Source organism: Paenibacillus sp. Root444D2 (assembly GCF_001426375.1).
GTDB lineage: Bacteria > Bacillota > Bacilli > Paenibacillales > NBRC-103111 > Paenibacillus_E.
The window spans coordinates 1,186,744-1,203,313 of sequence record NZ_LMEO01000045.1; the positions used below are offsets into that span (position 1 = coordinate 1,186,744).

The following is a 16,570-nucleotide window of genomic DNA, read 5'->3' on the forward strand; positions in this document are numbered from 1 at the left end:
CGTACTACTAATTCGCAGCCTTCTTACTTTCTGCAATATTCTTCTTATGCTCTTCAAAAGTTTCTGCGAATAAATGCCCTTTGGTCCCATCCTTCTTTGTTACGTAAAATAAATACTTCGTCTCTTCCGGATAAATAGCAGCTTTCATCGAGGCTAAGCTCGGACTCGCGATCGGTCCCGGCGGTAAACCTGTGTTTAGATACGTATTATAAGGACTTTGTATTTGTAGATCCTTCTCCAGCAATCTTTCTTTGGACTTATCGAATAAATATTGCACGGTTGCATCAATTTGCAGGGGCATATTCTTCTTCAACCGGTTCTGGATAACGCCGGAAACAAGTGCACGCTCTTCGTTTACAACCACTTCACGTTCAATTAAAGAGGCAATCGTCAACATCTGGTGTACGTTAAGTCCGCGCTCCTTCAGCTTGTCCTTCCAGTCTGGTGGAAGTGTCGCCAGCTTCTTATCCAGCTGCTGCAGTGTTCGCTCAATGAAATCTTGTTCCGTGGAGTCCTTCTTAAACTCATACGTTTCTGGGAACAGATACCCTTCGAGACGGTGCTTGATGCTTTTATTATCAGGAATCGTTGCGATCGTATCCCCCTTCAACCCAGCTGGAGCATCCGCCATCTGTAGAAAAACTTCCTTTTTCCAAGGAGTCTGCTCACCTAATTTCGCTGCAATCTGATCAATGGTATAGCCCTCAGGGATCGTAATACGAATGACTTCTTCCTTCACGGTCTCCCCTTTATTCAGCTTATCAATCATTTCTTCGAATGTCATGCCCGGTTTCATACTGTACTCGCCTGCTTGAAGTCTGGAGCCCTGTTTCTTCACCTTTAAATAATACGTAAAAACCGAAGAATTTTTAATAAGTCCCTTCATTTCAAGCTCCTTAGCGATTTGCAAAGAACCAGCGCCTTGCGGGATTGAAACCCTTACTTCTTGCTCTGTAGCAGCTACAGGCTGAAGAGCACTCGCGATATACAATCCGATGCCGCCTGCAGTTCCAATGATAATGAGAAGCAATAATCCAATGACAAGAAGGATGAGCTTAAGCTTACTTCGTCTAGGCTTATTCTGTTCATTCTCTTGTTCAAGCATGTTGTTCACAAAAATCCTCCTAAGAGTTTTGCTTTAGCAAAACTGACTTCGTAAGCATTGGCTTTAGAGTTTTCGTAAGAAAACTGACTTCGTAAGCATTTGTATACCCCAAAGCAAACAAAAACGAGCGGATGCGCTCCGCTCGGTTGTATGCTTCTTACAATTCATCCTGTTCTGGAAATACCATCTCGTCATAGAGCTCTGAAACGGTTTCCCATTCCTCGTCATCCTCGATGGTTTCCAATTCATACTGTCCGTCGCTATCTGTCGTCACTCGGAAAACAGCAACCTCGTCTTCCTTCTTGAGTTCATCGGATTGCAGAACAGCATACGTATAATTTCCATAAACGAATTCTTTAAGAAGATGATACACCGTTGATTCATTTTGCTCATCAAACAAAATAATATCATCCCCGTAAGTTTTGCGCAATACGTCAGAAGGCGTCGTACTCATGCTTCTTCTTCCTCATCGAATTCTGCCATTAAAGTATTGAATGTTTCTTCAACAATATCCCATTCTTCTTCATCATCGATGGTGAACAGCTTTAAATCCTCGCCGTCATCATCCTCTTCATAGCGAAATGCGTACACTTCATCGGATTCTTCATCTCCGCCGTCTGTAGGCACTACCATCATGTACTTCTTGTCAGAACCGTCCACTTCGAATTTCATGATAACCTCGAACTCTTCTTCGTTGCCTTCATCGTCCGGGATGTAAATGATTTCTGGTTGTTCTTCATGCAATTCTTCTTTGGACATATTCGTTCACCTCTTCATATTGGCATCCATGTACCCTTGCAGAATGAGCTGTGCGGCCATTTTATCAATAACCAACTTGCGTTTCTTCCGACTCACATCAGCTTCTAGCAGTGTGCGTGTCGCAGCTACGGTCGTTAACCGCTCATCCCACAAGTGTACAGGTACACTTAGTTTTTGCTCTAATTCTTGCGAAAATGCGATTGCAAGCTCGCCGCGTGGCCCTATTGTATTGTTCATATTCTTGGGTAAGCCTACAATGATTTGAGTAACACCATACTCTTTGACAATGGCCTCCAGCCGAGCGATGTCTTCCCCAGGCTTACGACGATGTATGACTTCAAGCCCTTGAGCCGTCCAACCAAGCTCGTCGCTCATCGCTACACCAATCGTCTTGTCCCCATAATCCAAGCCTATCCATCTCATGCCGGTTCTCTTTTCCTTCTATTTGTGTTGACCCAGATAAGCACGAACTAATTCTTCAATGAGTTCGTCCCGTTCCCGTTTACGAATGAGGCTCCGAGCATTGTTATGCCGTGGAATATAGGCAGGATCTCCGGAAAGCAAGTATCCGACAATCTGATTGATCGGATTATACCCTTTTTCCTGAAGAGCATCGTACACCGCTAATAACACGTCTTTGGGCGATGTCTCTATTTCTTCTGCCTTTACGTTAAACTTCATCGTTTTATCCATGGAACTCATCAGGAGCACCTCACTTTCCTTGTGATACCATTTGTGAAATATTTGAAAATCAATCCATGTATACTGGTTATATTCTCTATGGGTTTAAAAATTCCTGTCCCACAGAAAAATAATTATGAAAATTGGGAAAGAAGTCCTTCAACTCCGGACAATGCAGCTTGCAATTTGGAGGCATCCTTACCGCCTGCTTGCGCCATATCCGGGCGACCGCCTCCGCTACCGCCAACAGCCTGTGCCACTTCTTTAATGATTTTGCCGGCGTGGAAGCCTTTAGCCACAAGATCAGGCGTGACAGCAGCTACCAAATTGACTTTGTCATCAGCAACTGCGCCGAGTACGATAACAGCGGAACCTAGCTTCGTCTTCATCTCATCCACAATATTACGAAGTGAATCCATATCCGCCGCATTGACTTGTGCAGCCAGCACCGAAACTCCTGCTATTTGCTTCACTTGGTCTGTAAGAGAACCCGCTTCGATCCGCCCAAGTTTGCTCCGCAGCGACTCGTTTTCACGCGTCAGTTCCTTCACTTGTTGAAGTGTAGCTTCCACTCGTTTCGGTACATCTTGAACATTTGATTTGAGCAAGCCTGCGGATTCTTTCAGTAAATGTAATTGCTGGTCAAGGTATTCATACGCACTGCGGCCAGACACGGCTTCGATCCGACGAACACCTGAACCGATACCGGACTCGCTAACGATTTTGAATAAGCCAATTTGACCCGTATTCTGAACATGGCAGCCGCCGCACAGCTCTAAGCTGTAATCGCCAACTTGCACAACGCGAACGATATCACCGTACTTCTCACCGAATAAAGCCATTGCTCCCATTGCCTTTGCGTCAGCGATTGCTTTGAGTGAAATATCCACATTCGTGTTGTTCCAAATCTGACGGTTCACACGCTGCTCAACATCCTGCAGCTCTTCGCTGCTAATGCTTCCGAAATGCGAGAAGTCAAACCGCAAACGGTCAGGTTCAACCAAAGACCCCGCTTGGTTAACATGCGTTCCAAGTACTTCCTTAAGCGCTTTGTGCAGCAAATGTGTAGCTGTGTGGTTCTTAATAATGTCTCCACGTTCCGCAGCAGCAACAATAGCTTCTACCGAATCACCTTTGCGAAGAACACCCGACACAACTAGAACTTTGTGAACGTGCTGTCCATGTGGCGCTTTGATAACATCTTCAACCTTCAATGACACTTGGTTACTTCGAATTATACCATAGTCACTTACCTGACCACCGCTTTCAGCGTAGAAAGGAGTCCGATCCAATACGACCTGACAAGTCTCACCAACCCCGACAATGTCAACGAGTTCATTCTCATGAACGATCGCCACGATACTAGCAGTAACTACCAATTCATTATAACCAACAAATTCGCTTTTAATCGTCAATTCAGACAGCGGTCCGCCTTGCACCTTCATGCCGCCTTCTTTATGACTGGCCGCTCTAGCACGGTCACGTTGTTCCTGCATGGAAGCATCAAATCCGGCACGGTCAACCGTTAAACCCTTCTCAGAAGCAAAATCTTCGGTTAAATCGAATGGGAAGCCATACGTATCATACAGCTTAAAAGCATCCGGTCCGCTAATCTGATTCGTACCCGCTTGACGAGTCTTTTCTACCATCTCAGCCAGAATGATCAAGCCGTCGCTTAACGTTTCATGGAAACGCTCCTCTTCGGTTCGGATCACCTTCTCGATAAATTCTCGTTTATCTACAACTTCCGTGTAGTAAACGCCCATTATTTCTCCAACGGTTGGTACGAGCTTATGCAGGAACGGCTTATCAAGTCCAAGCACTTTTCCGTACCGTACTGCGCGGCGCAGCAATCGGCGGATAACATAACCGCGTCCTTCATTAGAAGGCAGAACGCCATCACCAACTGAGAAAGCAACAGTACGGATATGGTCAGCGATGACTTTGAGTGCAACATCGTGTTCTTCGTTCACATGGTATTTCACACCTGTAAGCTCACATGTTTTATCAATAATCGGCTTGAACAAATCCGTGTCAAAGTTTGAGTCCACATCTTGCAAAATCGAAGCAAACCGTTCTAATCCTGCTCCAGTATCAATATTTTTGTTAGGAAGCGGTGTATAGCTGCCGTCCTTATTATGGTTGAATTGCGTAAACACGAGGTTCCAAACTTCTAGGAAACGCTCATTCTCTCCGCCTGGCCAGCATTCCGGATCTGCCAAATCACCGTATTTATCACCGCGATCATAGAAAATCTCTGTACAAGGACCACACGGACCCTCACCGATATCCCAGAAATTGTCTTCTTTGAGCTTATAAATACGCTCTTCGGGAATACCAATTTGTTTGTTCCAAATTTCAAAAGCTTCTTCATCATCTTCATGTACAGTGACAGAAATACGATTCGGATCAAAGCCGATCCACTGCGGATCCGTCAAAAACTCCCAAGCCCAAGGAATGACTTCTTTTTTAAAGTAGTCTCCGATCGAGAAATTCCCCAGCATCTCAAAGAACGTATGATGTCGGCGTGTTTTACCTACATTCTCAATATCGTTGGTACGAATACATTTTTGAGCATTTGTAATTCGCGGATTTTCGGGAATTTCGCGTCCATCTAAATACGGCTTTAAAGGAGCAATCCCTGCATTAATCCACAAGAGTGAGGGGTCATTATGTGGGACGAGTGATGAACTTGGCTCTATCTTATGCCCTTTACTTGCAAAGAACTGTAACCACTTGGAACGAATTTCACTTGCTTTCATCTTTTTCAAGCCTCCATATTTATCAATTGTTCGAAAAACAAACAAAAAACGCCCCTGTAACATACAGGGACGAATAATCGCGGTACCACCCTGGTTATTGTGTTCGGCCAACCCTCGCTTATAGCAAGAGGAAACAAACGCAATCTCCTTGTGCGGATCTGTAACGGGTCCAACCGGTGGAGTTCATCCACACTCCGAAACGAGCTTTGGGCCATCCTAACACCGAAAGGTTCTCTCAGCCACTACTCGCAGTATCACTGCTCTAGCGGAACCTTCTCTCTGACGATGGACTATGGCTTACTTAAGTTTCATCAACGCTTTGAATTCAGATATAGATAAGGCAAATTATAACTATATGCTAGTACCCTGTCAATATTCATGAGCAGCTTTCGGCTTGAATTCCATTCCATGTAACGAATATTAGTGGAACCAAACCTTTAGGGGAATCGTATGTAACGTAAGTTCGTCTCTTTTAGTTGATTCTCGGAGGTGTTTCAATTGGATTTCTCAACCCTCATCCTACTTGGGTTAATCGTACCCATCTTTGTATTAGTTATTTACATCATGACCAAGACGCTCATCAAAAAGGAAATACCCGATAGCCGTTACAATCCTTTTGACTATATAACAGGTCAAACTCGCGTAGAATTTCAAGAACAAAAAGAACAAAAAGAAGAGAAGGACGACCAAGGCGACGACAAGGATAAAAATTTAAAAATCATAGTTGACAATCATTCTCATTGAAAGTATACTGATTTTAATGATAATGATTTTCATTATCGAACCAAGACATATGGTAAGAATTCGTATACTTATTCCGTAGCCCATTCGTTGGTTTACGCATGGCCACACCTTTCATATCCTCAACCCTCGTACAGAACCCCTCTGAACCATGATCCCGCAAGTCATGGCTCAGAGGGGTTCTGTGCGTCCACTTATAATGAAACCTCATGTCGTGGGCTTATGAACATAGTGAAGGAAAACATGTTGAATGATAACCTTCATGACGGCAAAGAAGGGTACAGCCAATATTAACCCCACAATACCCGCGACTTCCCCACCTACAAGTAATGCGAAAATGATAAACAACGGATGCATGTGCAGCGTTCTTCCTACCACCTGAGGAGAGATGACGTTGCCTTCGAGAATTTGTACAGCTAAATTAACGAGTGCGACAAATAACAACATTTTCAAAGAGATTGTTGAAGCCATAATGATTGCAGGCGCTGCTCCAAAAAAAGGCCCCAAGTAAGGAATAATATTAAACACCGCCACAACGCTAGCGAGCAGCAAGGCGTATGGCATGCCAATAAGCCAATACCCTAAATAGGCAAGAACTCCTATAATCACGCAAACTAACAGTTGGCCCCGGATATAATTGCCAAGAGCAGTGTCAATATCAATGAGCAATTTAATTGTTCTCTTACGATGCTCACGCGGCACAATAGCGAGGGCTGTTTTCTCAATAATTTGAAAATCCTTTAAGATATAGAAAGCAACGAACGGTACGATAAAAGCGATGAACAACGTATTGATGGTATTTCCAATCTGATTCATGTAGTTCGAGATAGCCATGGAAATGCTATTTTCCAGCTTCGTAAGTGAATGATTAAATCCATTGCGCACACTGTCGGGCAGCAGTTGGTTTTGATTAAACCCGTCCACAATCGACTGCGCACGCATAGCCATTTGCGGCATATGCTCATTGAGTTCCGCAATTTGGGACACAAACATCGGTGTCATATTCATGATAATAACGGTCAGAGAGGAGAGAAAGACACTATAAATAAGCAGAACAGCAATGGTTCTTGGCACTTTCCGTTGATTAAGAATATTCACGATCGGGTTTAAAATGTACGAAATAATCACAGCTATAAAAAATGGCGTTAAAATGGCTTTGATAAAGGTAAATACACTAAACATTATAGGCTTTATTTGCAGCAGCATATACAAGCTGGCCAGGATAAGTAGGAGGTAAACCAGCCCGACAAACCATTTATTTTTCGAAAAACGTTCCATTCTCTTCACCTCTGTTAATCCTTATAAACATATGCTCATACAGTATATGTACAACTCGTCCAAATTAACCCGTTAAATCATGAGCTAAACAAGAAAAAAACGCTACTCCTTAAGCGCCGCTGCGCTCAAAAAATAACGTTTTGTAACGTGTATTAACGATTAATTGGCATGTTCGTGGACTTGAGGAATTTCTTCCTCAAAAAATAAATCATCCAGAGAACTCAACGTACCATCTTCCTCTACTTGATATACGGACATTTTCTCTCCGTTAACACTGAGTTCGATAAAACAACCCCAGCAGTAGAATTGATGGGAACCGATTTTTCCAATATCTTTGGAATTACAGTTTGGACAACGCATAATGCTCACCCTATTCTTCTTTGGATACGAAGAGTTCTTCTACTTCCTGAGCGCAATGTACAGGCACTATGATGGCATCTTCCCCTTTGGTTGCCGCTGCCGGCATAGGAAGCCATCTACGCCCTTCCTTTAAATCAGAAATAAACCCTTCGGACAATTCATAACCTACTATTTGTTTACCCCAATTCTGGTTTAAATAAACATCTTCTACCACGCCTAATTTGTGCCCTCCCACCGTAATGACGGGAAGACCTTTAATTTTGCGGCTTCCTTCAAGAAAAGCATGGCACTCTTCCACATGCTCAAACTCGCGAATGACACTTTCGTTCGGTATGGTAATGGCATCCTCTCCGGCAGCAACGATTCCCTCCCACGGTATGTAACGTAAGGAGGAGAACCAATTCTTCACTTCGAGCATGATACCTCGTATGTTCCAATCAGGGCCTATCAACAAATCTTTAACTTGACCTATTTGTTTACCGGAATCTACCGTTAGAACGGGAAGTCCGATCAAATCATGCGCTTTGCGCAAGTTTTATTCCTCCTAGAACCACCCGGTACTATGTAGTACGCAACCGTTTGACAATGGTTGCAATTTTCTGGGCAGCTGTTTCGATTTGTTCTTTAGAATTCCCCATTCCAAAGCTAAATCGAACCGCGGAGGCTGTAACATTTTCTGGGAGCTTCATGGCTTGTAATACGTGCGATACTTCAAGTGAACCTGATGTGCATGCAGAACCGCTTGCGGCAGCCACTTCTTCTAAATCAAGATTCATAAGAAGTGTTTCTGTTGAGATACCTGGAAAGCTGATGTTCAGAATATGCGGGATACACTGTTCCTTGTGGCCATTAATTGTGAAGCTGTCAAAGCCTAATTGCTGTTCAAGAATGCTTATCATAAGCCCGCGAAGCTCTATGACTTTGGATTGCATGCTGTCCATCATCGGGAGAATAACTTCCACAGCTTTGGCAAAGCCTGCAATTGCCGCTACATTCTCCGTACCTGCGCGGCGCTTTCTCTCCTGAGAGCCTCCATAGACGTGAGGCGTCAACCTCGTATTCTTCGATACAAATAATGCGCCTGCACCTTTGGGTCCGTATATCTTATGAGCCGAGAAACTCATTAAATCAACAGGAAGTTCACTAACATTCAGCGGCAACTTACCTAAAGCTTGCACCGCATCTACATGAAAAGGAATTTGCCGACTCCGCGCCAGATGACCTACTTGCTCGATCGGTTGAATCGTACCCACTTCATTATTCACATACATCATGGAAATAAGAGCTGTGTCAGGACGAATAGCCGCTTCCACATCTTCTATTTGAATAAGACCGGTCGGACCTACTGGAAGGTAGGTCACCTCGTATCCGAGGCTCTCCAATCGCTCACAGGGATGCAAAACAGCATGATGTTCGATCTCCGTCGTAATAATGTGCTTCTTGCCATCCTTGTTTGCATTCATGATCCCAAAGATTGCCATGTTATTGCTTTCGGTTCCTCCGCTTGTAAAAATAAGCTCAGCAGGTAAACAGCCTAACGATTTCGCCATAGCGTCACGAAACCGATTCAGTGCTGTTCTAGTTGCTCTGCCGAAGCTATGTGTACTCGAAGGATTCCCAAAAAGGGCTGTAAAAAATGGAAGCATTGCTTCCATAACTTCAGGATGCACGGGAGTAGTGGCTGCATGATCAAGATAAATGGGATTCATAGGACACCCTTAAATGTAAAACATGTAGTTGTCGTTCTTGCCTTGGTCTTCGAAAGAAATCAAGTTCGCAAGTGTCGTAGAATCTAACACATCCGCAATGCTATCTCGAATACGAATCCACAGATCACGCTTAGCCGGATCATCTTCCTCGGTAAAATCGACAGGACTAATGGGCCCTTCTAATACACGAATAACCTCGCCTGCTGTTACTAGTTCAGCGGATTTCGAGAGAATATATCCACCGTAAGCACCTCGAATACTTTTGACCAATCCTGCATTGCGAAGCGGAGCTACAAGTTGTTCCAGATAATGCTCAGAAAGCTGATGCTTTTCGGCAATACTTTTGAGTGAAGTCGGTCCTTCACCAAATCGATTGGCCAGCTCCATCATGATCGTTAAACCATAGCGGCCTTTTGTAGAAATTTTCAAAGTTACACCTCATTCAACATTATATGCCATCAAGGAGTCTGATCGATATTGCTAAAACTTCTGTTGCCTACCATCTATTTTATCCACGTTCAGACACTATGGTCTTCCCTATCTTGGTACACAGCGTTTCCATTTTTCGCAAAAACATTCCTAAACATCCGTATATCGTATATATGGTATCATAAATTCCTTCTTCTGTGGGGGAAAAACAATGACATTCTCATGAAATATTTTAATTTTGAACAATAGAGAGGTATAATAGTAAGAGTTTTTAAAAAAAGTCTCACAAGATAGAAAAGAGGTTCACAGCTATGAGTAAAAAAACACGTGTCATATTGGGAATGTCCGGAGGTGTCGATTCTTCGGTTGCCGCGCTGTTGCTTAAGGAACAGGGCTACGAGGTTATTGGCATTTTCATGAAAAATTGGGACGATACCGATGAGTTTGGCCATTGTACCGCAGAAGAAGATGCAGAGGATGTTAGAAGAGTGTGCGATCAGCTCGACATCCCTTTCTATACAGTTAATTTCGAGAAGCAATATTACGACAAAGTTTTCGCCTATTTCTTGGACGAGTATACCAAGGGCCGCACGCCGAATCCGGATGTGATGTGTAACCGAGAAATAAAATTCGGAGAATTGCTTCAGAAGGTCATTGATTTAGGTGGGGATTACATTGCAACAGGTCACTATGCACAAGTAAAAGAGCAAGATGGTGAATATGTGCTTTTGCGTGGTAATGATGCCAACAAAGATCAAACGTACTTCCTTAACGTGCTGAATCAACAGCAGCTGTCCAAAGCCATGTTCCCGATTGGCCACCTACCAAAACCTAAGGTTCGTGAAATTGCTGAAGCAGCAGGTCTAGCGACTGCTAAGAAGAAAGATAGCACGGGAATTTGTTTTATCGGCGAACGAGACTTTAAAGAGTTCCTCAGCCAATACTTGCCCGCTAAACCCGGCAATATGGTCGATATTCGTAACGGTGAAGTCAAAGGCCGTCACGACGGTTTGATGTACTACACCCTTGGCCAAAGACAAGGACTTGGTATTGGCGGATCAGGCTCAGGCGAGCCGTGGTTCGTTGTAGATAAAGATTTGGAAAGTAATCAACTGCTTGTTGTTCAAGGTGAGCAGTATCCAGGACTATATTCTAAGGGCTTAACAGCCACCGATGTGAACTGGATATCATCGAGCAAGCCAGTGGGCGCGTATGCCTGCACAGCCAAATTCCGTTACCGTCAACCAGACCAAGGCGTAGTTCTTACGTTTATGGAGGATGGAACATGTGAAGTAGTCTTCGATAAACCTCAAAAAGCCGTAACGCCGGGGCAATCCGTTGTTTTCTATAATGGAGACGTATGTTTAGGCGGCGGAGTTATTGATAAAGTTCATAAATAAGTTTGATCGGCGGTTATAGAAACGGAAAGGATGATCGTTTTGGTTAAAGTGAATGATGTTGATTGGAAAGCTGCTGCTTATGAGGATGTTACGAAGATCGTGAAAGAGGTCGGTATTCTCCCTCTCTCTTCATTCATACCTAATCATCCTTCACTTGAATCTATAACTGTGCAGGAACAATGGCATACCGGGCTAGAGACAGATCCATGGTTATGGCGAGATCGTCTGCCTGGCAACGGCATTGCCGCTTATGGTCGCTTTTTTGCAAAGAAGCCAATGTTGATTTCTGCTGAGCTCTTTCCATTAATTAAAAATTTGTTAGACGAGCCTTATTCTGTTGAGGAGCGTTATGCCGATGGAGAACTTCCCAAATCAGCTGTCGAGCTTTTTCAAGCGGTTGAAGAGAATGAAGGCATCGATGTTAAGGAGCTCCGCTCCAAAACCGGGATGAAAGCCAAGGAGTCGAAAAATGAATTCGACCGCGCACTGATAGAACTACAAAGTAAGACAGATATCGTCATTGCTGGTATAAGCGAACGTCTGAATGCCAATGGTACCAAGAACGGCTGGAATAGCACCTGCTATATGACCGCTAAGCATTGGATGGAGCTTCATGGGATTAAGGCGAATACACTTCCAACTCCGGAAGCGAAAAACCAACTCAGAACGTTGCTTCAAGAACGGTTTAGTGCTGCCGCGGGTGTTTATTTAGGGAAGGTTTTTAAATTATAAGATGTGTGAGTTTCAGTATCGGAACGCAAAAAACAAATGCATTCATAGGAGCCCTAAAGGCTCCTATTTCTGTTTTTAGCACAGTCGCCAGCAAACCTATAATCTGGCATCTTGTAGAAATTTACCGTTTACCTTTCAAGTATGTAGGCTTAATTCTAAGCACAGGATAATCGCGAAAGGTGTGAGCGAATGGATAGAATCTTAGCCGTACTTCTCATTATTTGGTTTGGTTGGTCTGGAAGTTTGATAGCAAGGGTAGAGGCAAGTGCAGAAGCAAGTGCAGAGACAAGAACAGAGATAAGTACAGAAGAAATTTTCGTAAAATATAAGCCAGTACAAGACCCTGGATATGCCAAGTGGAGCCGACTTGCCTTTCAAGAGGCTGGGAAACTCTACACTTTATTAGATTATAAATATTTAGGACGTTCAACTATTGCGCCGGGTGTTGCACAGCAGCAGTTTCGCTTCTGGGTAAGACATCATGGTGTCGAATTTCCGCTAATTGTTTCGATTCGGTACGATCCTATTACAGAGAAGGTTTTCACAATCGATATGGAGCAAGAAAAAAGAGGGAACCTACCTATTTTATAAATTAGTAGGTGTCCCTCTTCTTTTATGCTGATTGAGCTTCATCTTTTCTTCTGTGCCCTGTTCACTAGCTGCAAAAATGATCTCATTTCGAATATCATCAGGTAAGTACTGCTGCTTCACATAGTGTCCCGGATAATTATGGGGATACATATAGCCTTTATGTCCAAGCTGGTCAGCACCTTTATAGTGCGTATCACGAAGATGAAGCGGTACATTCGCTGATTTCACCTGGTCCATCAACTGTTCCGCACGAGAGATGGCCATCGGTATCGAATTTGATTTTGGACTCTCCACGGCGAATAAAATTGCCTGGGAAATGATGTACTTTGATTCCGGCCAACCAATCTTATGATAGGCGTCCATTGCCGTTACGGACTGCACCATCGCTTGCGGATTGGCAAGGCCGATATCTTCGCTGCAGGCGACGATAAGACGCCGCAGGAACGTCATAGGATCCATGCCGAGCTTCTCGACGGCATATAGGAACCAGAACAGCGCGGCGTCGCTGGAGCCGCGCACGCTCTTGTGAAAAGCGGACAAGACGTCGTATTGCGTCGACTCGTCCGCTTTCACGATGGGGCGGCGGATCGACTCTTCCGCCACCTCAAGCGTAATCTGAACCGTTCCATCCGGTTCGGGTGAAGTCGTCAGCGCTGCAAGCTCCAGCGCGTTAAGGGAACGTCGGATGTCACCATTGGCCATCCGTGCAATATGCTCCAGCGCCTCCTCGTCTACGTGGAGGCGCATGAAGCCGAGCCCCTTCACGGGGTCGGCGATGGCTCTTCGCATGGCGATGAGCGCATGCTCCGCCGTGAGTGGCTCGAGCTGAAACAGCGTCGAGCGCGACAGCAGAGCCCCGTTCACATGGTGAAACGGGTTCTCTGTCGTCGCACCGATGAAGATGAGGATGCCCTGCTCTACGGCAGGAAGCAGCGCATCCTGCCGCGAGGTGTTGAAGCGATGCACCTCGTCCAAGAATAAGGTCGTCTTACGACCGTACATCGCTTTATTGGTTTTCGCTAGCTCGATAATCTCTCGCACATCTTTGACCGAAGCATCTACGGCGTTCAGCTTCATGAACTCACCCTGTGTTCGGTTCGCAATGATGTTGGCCAAAGTTGTTTTGCCTGTGCCCGGTGGGCCATAGAGCAAGATTGAGGTCACTTGATCGGCCTCAATCGCTCTTCTTAACAGCTTTCCTTTTCCGACGATTTGCTCCTGGCCAATGTACTCATCGAGCGATGTTGGCCGCATACGATCAGCTAGCAGCTTTCCTGTTGGTTCTTGTGAAGAAGCATATGTAAACAAGTCCATAAGTAGTTTATCCTTTACTTTGCTTTGAAAGATATAAACTCTATTATAACCCGCATATGAAATCATGTCATGTTTTGTCAGTAAAAGATCCCCCTAATAAGAAATCAGGAGGATCTATCTGATGCATTTATACAGACTGAGGAGTTGCATTATCATTCTGCGGTTCCGGACGCTGGACAGGTACCGTGAAACGAAGGGGCCCTGCTATGAATGTAGCGGCAAGTCCGACAATACCGAACACGATACTTATGATAAAGCCATGGTTAATCGCTGTTCCCAGTGAATCTCGGAGGAAACTCATCGTTTCCTTGGGGAATTCAGCTCCCGCCCGAATCAAATGTTCTGGATTAGCTAAAGTCGATAATTGATTAAGAGGCATGTTGTGCTCGGCTGCACCTTCGTGAATAAGACTGTTGTATCTAGTGTTCACGATAGTCGCCATAGTCGAGGCCCCGAGAACCCCTCCTATATTACGCCAAAACCCAATGATAGAGGAGCTGACTCCGATATATTTGCGATCTACGCTGAGAGCAACGGCATTCTGAGCAACACTCATTAACGGACCAATCGCCCCTACGCCAAGTATAACCATCAGGGTGATCATATACAGATTACTTGCGTCATGACTGACTACACTCAACAAATAGCTAATGACAATCCCCGTAATCATACTGGACGCGATAACCGCTCGGAAGCTAAAGAAACGTTGAAGGAAACCGAACAAAACAGCTCCAACCATTAATGAAAACATCATCGGGGTCAAAAGCACATTTGAATTCGCCCGACCGAGCACGGCAGTTGAGAAAATAGGCAAGTAAGCAATTGCCGAGAACATGATCGCTCCTTGGCAAAGACAAGCTAACATCATGCCGAGAACCATTCGGTTTTTGAATAAGGGTAAAGGCAGCATGGGTTCTTGAGCCCTGCGTTCAACCATAATGAAAAGTAAGCCTACAACAACGGCAATAGCTAACAGACTAATAATTTGCCAAGACCCCCAAGTATAATCTTTACCACCGAACTCTAATGCTAGCATGAGTGAGACAGTAGAGATAACGAGTAACAGTGTCCCTAAATAATCAATTTTCGGACGACGAGTCGATCGAGTTTCCTTAAGAGCAAAAAGCAAAACTAAGAATGAGAGTATACCCAGTGGTAAATTAACATAGAAACACCAGCGCCAACCCCAAGATTCTGCGAGTAATGTACCGATTTGCGGTCCCGCTACAGATGATAGACCGAATATCCCTGCGAATACCCCTGACAGCTTAGCCCCCTGTTTGGGATCTGAAAAAAGGGTATAAATAATGGTGAAACTAATGGGAAAAATAGCTCCTGAACCTATCCCCTGAATCGCTCTATATATAATCAGCTGTGTCATATCCTGGGCTGTACCACAGAGTGCCGAACCGATCAAAAATATAGAAATTCCAATCAAATAAAAGAGCTTTCTGCCAAACATATCCGACAGCTTTCCGAAAACAAGCATCGTGCTCGTAGATGCAAGCATATACGCTGTGAATACCCAACTGATTTTATCAAAACCATTAATGTCGCCTATTATGTGACTTATTGCAGCAGCTGTAATTGTATTATCTAACGCAGACATCAATAACCCTAGAGCCATTGCCAGTATTATAAAACCTGTTTTTTTATTACCCACTATCGTTTTGCCCCTTTTCCATTTTCAAATTACTCAAACGTTCTATTCCGGCCATTAATGTTCGCAGTGTACTTTCCATATTTTCGATTCCAATCTGAATACAAATTTCTTGTGTCTGAGACATTAATGAATTTGACTTACCGTTCTCATACATTTTCCTCAAACGTTCAAGATCATCTTTCGTACTCGATACGCCATATTCCAAATATTCAATAATGACCTCGACCTCAATAAATTCACCAAAAAACAAGCGAGTCATCGCATCAGATTTGAACTCATTGGCTTGCATGGGACTATACATGTAGGCTTTGAAATGCTTTTGGCCTTCCTCCGTTATGGAGTAGACATTCTTATTCGGTCTTCCCTCTTGAATCACACTTTCTTTCGTGATGAGACCTTCCTTCTCCATCTTGCTAAGCGTAGGATAAATCGTGCCAAAACTTGCATTGTAAAAATATGAAAATACCGTCTCAAACATATGCTTGATGTCGTATCCCGATAGACTGCGCTTCATTAAAATACCTAAAATGACATCCTGACTAGTCATGCTGTTAGTCCTCCTTTTTTCTTGATTGTGCTTCTTAATTAACAATTTACCAGATTATATATATCGAGTCAACATATATATAATCGATATATACTTTTCCGATATATAAACGAGTTCATCATGGTTGATTAACCCTCATAAACAAGGACTGTATAAGGTGTGGGTTTCTTACCAACCATCAAGAAGCCTAGAGAAAGGGAAATGCGATGCCTTATTTCCTCTAAAACTGAATATTTCTCGTTATCGCGGAACGTGGATCTTCTATTTCCCAGTTTCGAGGTGCAAAAACCGCCAAAACACCCAAATAGCGCACACACGTTCCACATACTTGCCCAACACTGACATATTAGCCGCAATAGCGAATCCTCGTTCCCCCCAGCCTTTGATTAGCAGCAAATTTTGCCGATTCCACTCCTGTACCTCCTTTTGATTCGTCCGTATTCGTTGGCAGTGCATAAATAGGATGCTCCTACCATTAGGCAAATAAAAAACGGATGCC

Annotated in this window: 19 protein-coding genes; 4 read left to right on the forward strand and 15 right to left on the reverse strand. The window is 44.0% G+C overall.

Annotated features, from left to right (window positions below; genetic code table 11):
- Positions 1 to 7: 7 nt before the first annotated feature.
- From mltG to alaS, 6 genes are all read right to left on the reverse strand, one after another.
- Positions 8 to 1,105: an endolytic transglycosylase MltG gene (mltG, locus tag ASD40_RS26445; protein ID WP_057306331.1), complete on the reverse strand. Its 1,098-nt coding sequence runs from the start codon at positions 1,103 to 1,105 to the stop codon at positions 8 to 10.
- Between the two features lie 157 nt (positions 1,106 to 1,262).
- On the reverse strand, positions 1,263 to 1,559 hold the full coding sequence (locus tag ASD40_RS26450) for a DUF1292 domain-containing protein (protein WP_057306100.1): 297 nt from the start codon (positions 1,557 to 1,559) through the stop codon (positions 1,263 to 1,265).
- Complete coding sequence (locus ASD40_RS26455) at positions 1,556 to 1,864, reverse strand: DUF1292 domain-containing protein (RefSeq protein WP_057306101.1); 309 nt, start codon at positions 1,862 to 1,864, stop codon at positions 1,556 to 1,558. The genes ASD40_RS26450 and ASD40_RS26455 overlap by 4 nt, the downstream gene beginning before the upstream one ends.
- 6 nt (positions 1,865 to 1,870) lie before the next feature.
- Positions 1,871 to 2,287 carry a Holliday junction resolvase RuvX gene (ruvX, locus tag ASD40_RS26460; RefSeq protein ID WP_057306102.1) on the reverse strand — a complete coding sequence of 139 codons (417 nt, stop codon included), beginning with the start codon at positions 2,285 to 2,287 and terminating at the stop codon, positions 1,871 to 1,873.
- An 18-nt stretch (positions 2,288 to 2,305) separates the two neighbouring features.
- Positions 2,306 to 2,566 carry an IreB family regulatory phosphoprotein gene (locus tag ASD40_RS26465; protein ID WP_028555746.1) on the reverse strand — a complete coding sequence of 87 codons (261 nt, stop codon included), beginning with the start codon at positions 2,564 to 2,566 and terminating at the stop codon, positions 2,306 to 2,308.
- A 113-nt stretch (positions 2,567 to 2,679) separates the two neighbouring features.
- Complete coding sequence (gene alaS / locus ASD40_RS26470) at positions 2,680 to 5,307, reverse strand: alanine--tRNA ligase (RefSeq protein ID WP_057306103.1); 2,628 nt, start codon at positions 5,305 to 5,307, stop codon at positions 2,680 to 2,682.
- 498 nt (positions 5,308 to 5,805) lie between these two features.
- Between alaS and ASD40_RS26475 the strand changes: the two genes are divergently transcribed.
- Entirely contained in the window at positions 5,806 to 6,051 is a 246-nt protein-coding gene (locus ASD40_RS26475; protein WP_057306104.1) for a DUF3951 domain-containing protein, read from the forward strand.
- A gap of 204 nt (positions 6,052 to 6,255) precedes the next feature.
- Here the strand turns inward: ASD40_RS26475 and ASD40_RS26480 are convergent, their stop codons facing one another.
- The 5 genes from ASD40_RS26480 to cymR all read right to left on the reverse strand — a co-directional run bounded on the left by ASD40_RS26480 (position 6,256) and on the right by cymR (position 9,824).
- Entirely contained in the window at positions 6,256 to 7,326 is a 1,071-nt protein-coding gene (locus tag ASD40_RS26480; protein WP_057306105.1) for an AI-2E family transporter, read from the reverse strand.
- Between the two features lie 159 nt (positions 7,327 to 7,485).
- Positions 7,486 to 7,686: a hypothetical protein gene (locus ASD40_RS26485; protein ID WP_200957476.1), complete on the reverse strand. Its 201-nt coding sequence runs from the start codon at positions 7,684 to 7,686 to the stop codon at positions 7,486 to 7,488.
- Between the two features lie 10 nt (positions 7,687 to 7,696).
- The gene (locus ASD40_RS26490) at positions 7,697 to 8,218 is read right to left on the reverse strand and encodes a PRC-barrel domain-containing protein (RefSeq protein ID WP_057306106.1); all 522 of its coding nucleotides are present in this window, start codon (positions 8,216 to 8,218) and stop codon (positions 7,697 to 7,699) included.
- A 28-nt stretch (positions 8,219 to 8,246) separates the two neighbouring features.
- The gene (locus ASD40_RS26495; protein WP_057306107.1) at positions 8,247 to 9,395 is read right to left on the reverse strand and encodes a cysteine desulfurase family protein; all 1,149 of its coding nucleotides are present in this window, start codon (positions 9,393 to 9,395) and stop codon (positions 8,247 to 8,249) included.
- A 9-nt stretch (positions 9,396 to 9,404) separates the two neighbouring features.
- Positions 9,405 to 9,824 carry a cysteine metabolism transcriptional regulator CymR gene (gene cymR / locus ASD40_RS26500; protein ID WP_029196904.1) on the reverse strand — a complete coding sequence of 140 codons (420 nt, stop codon included), beginning with the start codon at positions 9,822 to 9,824 and terminating at the stop codon, positions 9,405 to 9,407.
- A gap of 311 nt (positions 9,825 to 10,135) precedes the next feature.
- Here cymR and mnmA point away from each other — a divergent pair, with 311 nt between their 5' ends.
- The 3 genes from mnmA to ASD40_RS26520 all read left to right on the forward strand — a co-directional run bounded on the left by mnmA (position 10,136) and on the right by ASD40_RS26520 (position 12,547).
- The gene (mnmA, locus tag ASD40_RS26510; protein WP_057306109.1) at positions 10,136 to 11,224 is read left to right on the forward strand and encodes a tRNA 2-thiouridine(34) synthase MnmA; all 1,089 of its coding nucleotides are present in this window, start codon (positions 10,136 to 10,138) and stop codon (positions 11,222 to 11,224) included.
- A 48-nt stretch (positions 11,225 to 11,272) separates the two neighbouring features.
- The gene (locus ASD40_RS26515; protein WP_162251318.1) at positions 11,273 to 11,956 is read left to right on the forward strand and encodes an AlkZ-related protein; all 684 of its coding nucleotides are present in this window, start codon (positions 11,273 to 11,275) and stop codon (positions 11,954 to 11,956) included.
- Positions 11,957 to 12,145: 189 nt separating this feature from the next.
- Positions 12,146 to 12,547: a DUF3889 domain-containing protein gene (locus tag ASD40_RS26520; RefSeq protein WP_057306111.1), complete on the forward strand. Its 402-nt coding sequence runs from the start codon at positions 12,146 to 12,148 to the stop codon at positions 12,545 to 12,547.
- Here ASD40_RS26520 and ASD40_RS26525 read toward each other — a convergent pair.
- From ASD40_RS26525 to ASD40_RS26540, 4 genes are all read right to left on the reverse strand, one after another.
- Positions 12,542 to 13,861 (reverse strand): replication-associated recombination protein A, encoded by a 1,320-nt coding sequence (locus tag ASD40_RS26525; RefSeq protein ID WP_057306333.1) that lies wholly within the window; start codon positions 13,859 to 13,861, stop codon positions 12,542 to 12,544. The genes ASD40_RS26520 and ASD40_RS26525 overlap by 6 nt on opposite strands.
- A gap of 127 nt (positions 13,862 to 13,988) precedes the next feature.
- On the reverse strand, positions 13,989 to 15,524 hold the full coding sequence (locus tag ASD40_RS26530) for an MFS transporter (RefSeq protein ID WP_063870837.1): 1,536 nt from the start codon (positions 15,522 to 15,524) through the stop codon (positions 13,989 to 13,991).
- On the reverse strand, positions 15,517 to 16,071 hold the full coding sequence (locus ASD40_RS26535; protein WP_057306112.1) for a PadR family transcriptional regulator: 555 nt from the start codon (positions 16,069 to 16,071) through the stop codon (positions 15,517 to 15,519). The genes ASD40_RS26530 and ASD40_RS26535 overlap by 8 nt, the downstream gene beginning before the upstream one ends.
- Positions 16,072 to 16,332: 261 nt before the next feature.
- Entirely contained in the window at positions 16,333 to 16,527 is a 195-nt protein-coding gene (locus ASD40_RS26540; protein ID WP_057306113.1) for a hypothetical protein, read from the reverse strand.
- Between the last annotated feature and the right edge of the window lie 43 nt (positions 16,528 to 16,570).

What these genes read in the sequence shown, in the direction of transcription:
- ASD40_RS26480 (WP_057306105.1), bottom strand. Translation starts at nt 7,326, where the DNA reads ATGGAACGTTTTTCGAAAAATAAATGGTTTGTCGGGCTGGTTTACCTC.
- ASD40_RS26450 (WP_057306100.1), bottom strand. Translation starts at nt 1,559, where the DNA reads ATGAGTACGACGCCTTCTGACGTATTGCGCAAAACTTACGGGGATGAT.
- alaS (WP_057306103.1), bottom strand. Translation starts at nt 5,307, where the DNA reads ATGAAAGCAAGTGAAATTCGTTCCAAGTGGTTACAGTTCTTTGCAAGT.
- ASD40_RS26485 (WP_200957476.1), bottom strand. Translation starts at nt 7,686, where the DNA reads ATGCGTTGTCCAAACTGTAATTCCAAAGATATTGGAAAAATCGGTTCC.
- ruvX (WP_057306102.1), bottom strand. Translation starts at nt 2,287, where the DNA reads ATGAGATGGATAGGCTTGGATTATGGGGACAAGACGATTGGTGTAGCG.
- ASD40_RS26465 (WP_028555746.1), bottom strand. Translation starts at nt 2,566, where the DNA reads ATGAGTTCCATGGATAAAACGATGAAGTTTAACGTAAAGGCAGAAGAA.
- ASD40_RS26495 (WP_057306107.1), bottom strand. Translation starts at nt 9,395, where the DNA reads ATGAATCCCATTTATCTTGATCATGCAGCCACTACTCCCGTGCATCCT.
- ASD40_RS26455 (WP_057306101.1), bottom strand. Translation starts at nt 1,864, where the DNA reads ATGTCCAAAGAAGAATTGCATGAAGAACAACCAGAAATCATTTACATC.
- mltG (WP_057306331.1), bottom strand. Translation starts at nt 1,105, where the DNA reads ATGCTTGAACAAGAGAATGAACAGAATAAGCCTAGACGAAGTAAGCTT.
- ASD40_RS26535 (WP_057306112.1), bottom strand. Translation starts at nt 16,071, where the DNA reads ATGACTAGTCAGGATGTCATTTTAGGTATTTTAATGAAGCGCAGTCTA.
- ASD40_RS26540 (WP_057306113.1), bottom strand. Translation starts at nt 16,527, where the DNA reads ATGCACTGCCAACGAATACGGACGAATCAAAAGGAGGTACAGGAGTGG.
- ASD40_RS26520 (WP_057306111.1), top strand. Translation starts at nt 12,146, where the DNA reads ATGGATAGAATCTTAGCCGTACTTCTCATTATTTGGTTTGGTTGGTCT.
- mnmA (WP_057306109.1), top strand. Translation starts at nt 10,136, where the DNA reads ATGAGTAAAAAAACACGTGTCATATTGGGAATGTCCGGAGGTGTCGAT.
- ASD40_RS26525 (WP_057306333.1), bottom strand. Translation starts at nt 13,861, where the DNA reads ATGGACTTGTTTACATATGCTTCTTCACAAGAACCAACAGGAAAGCTG.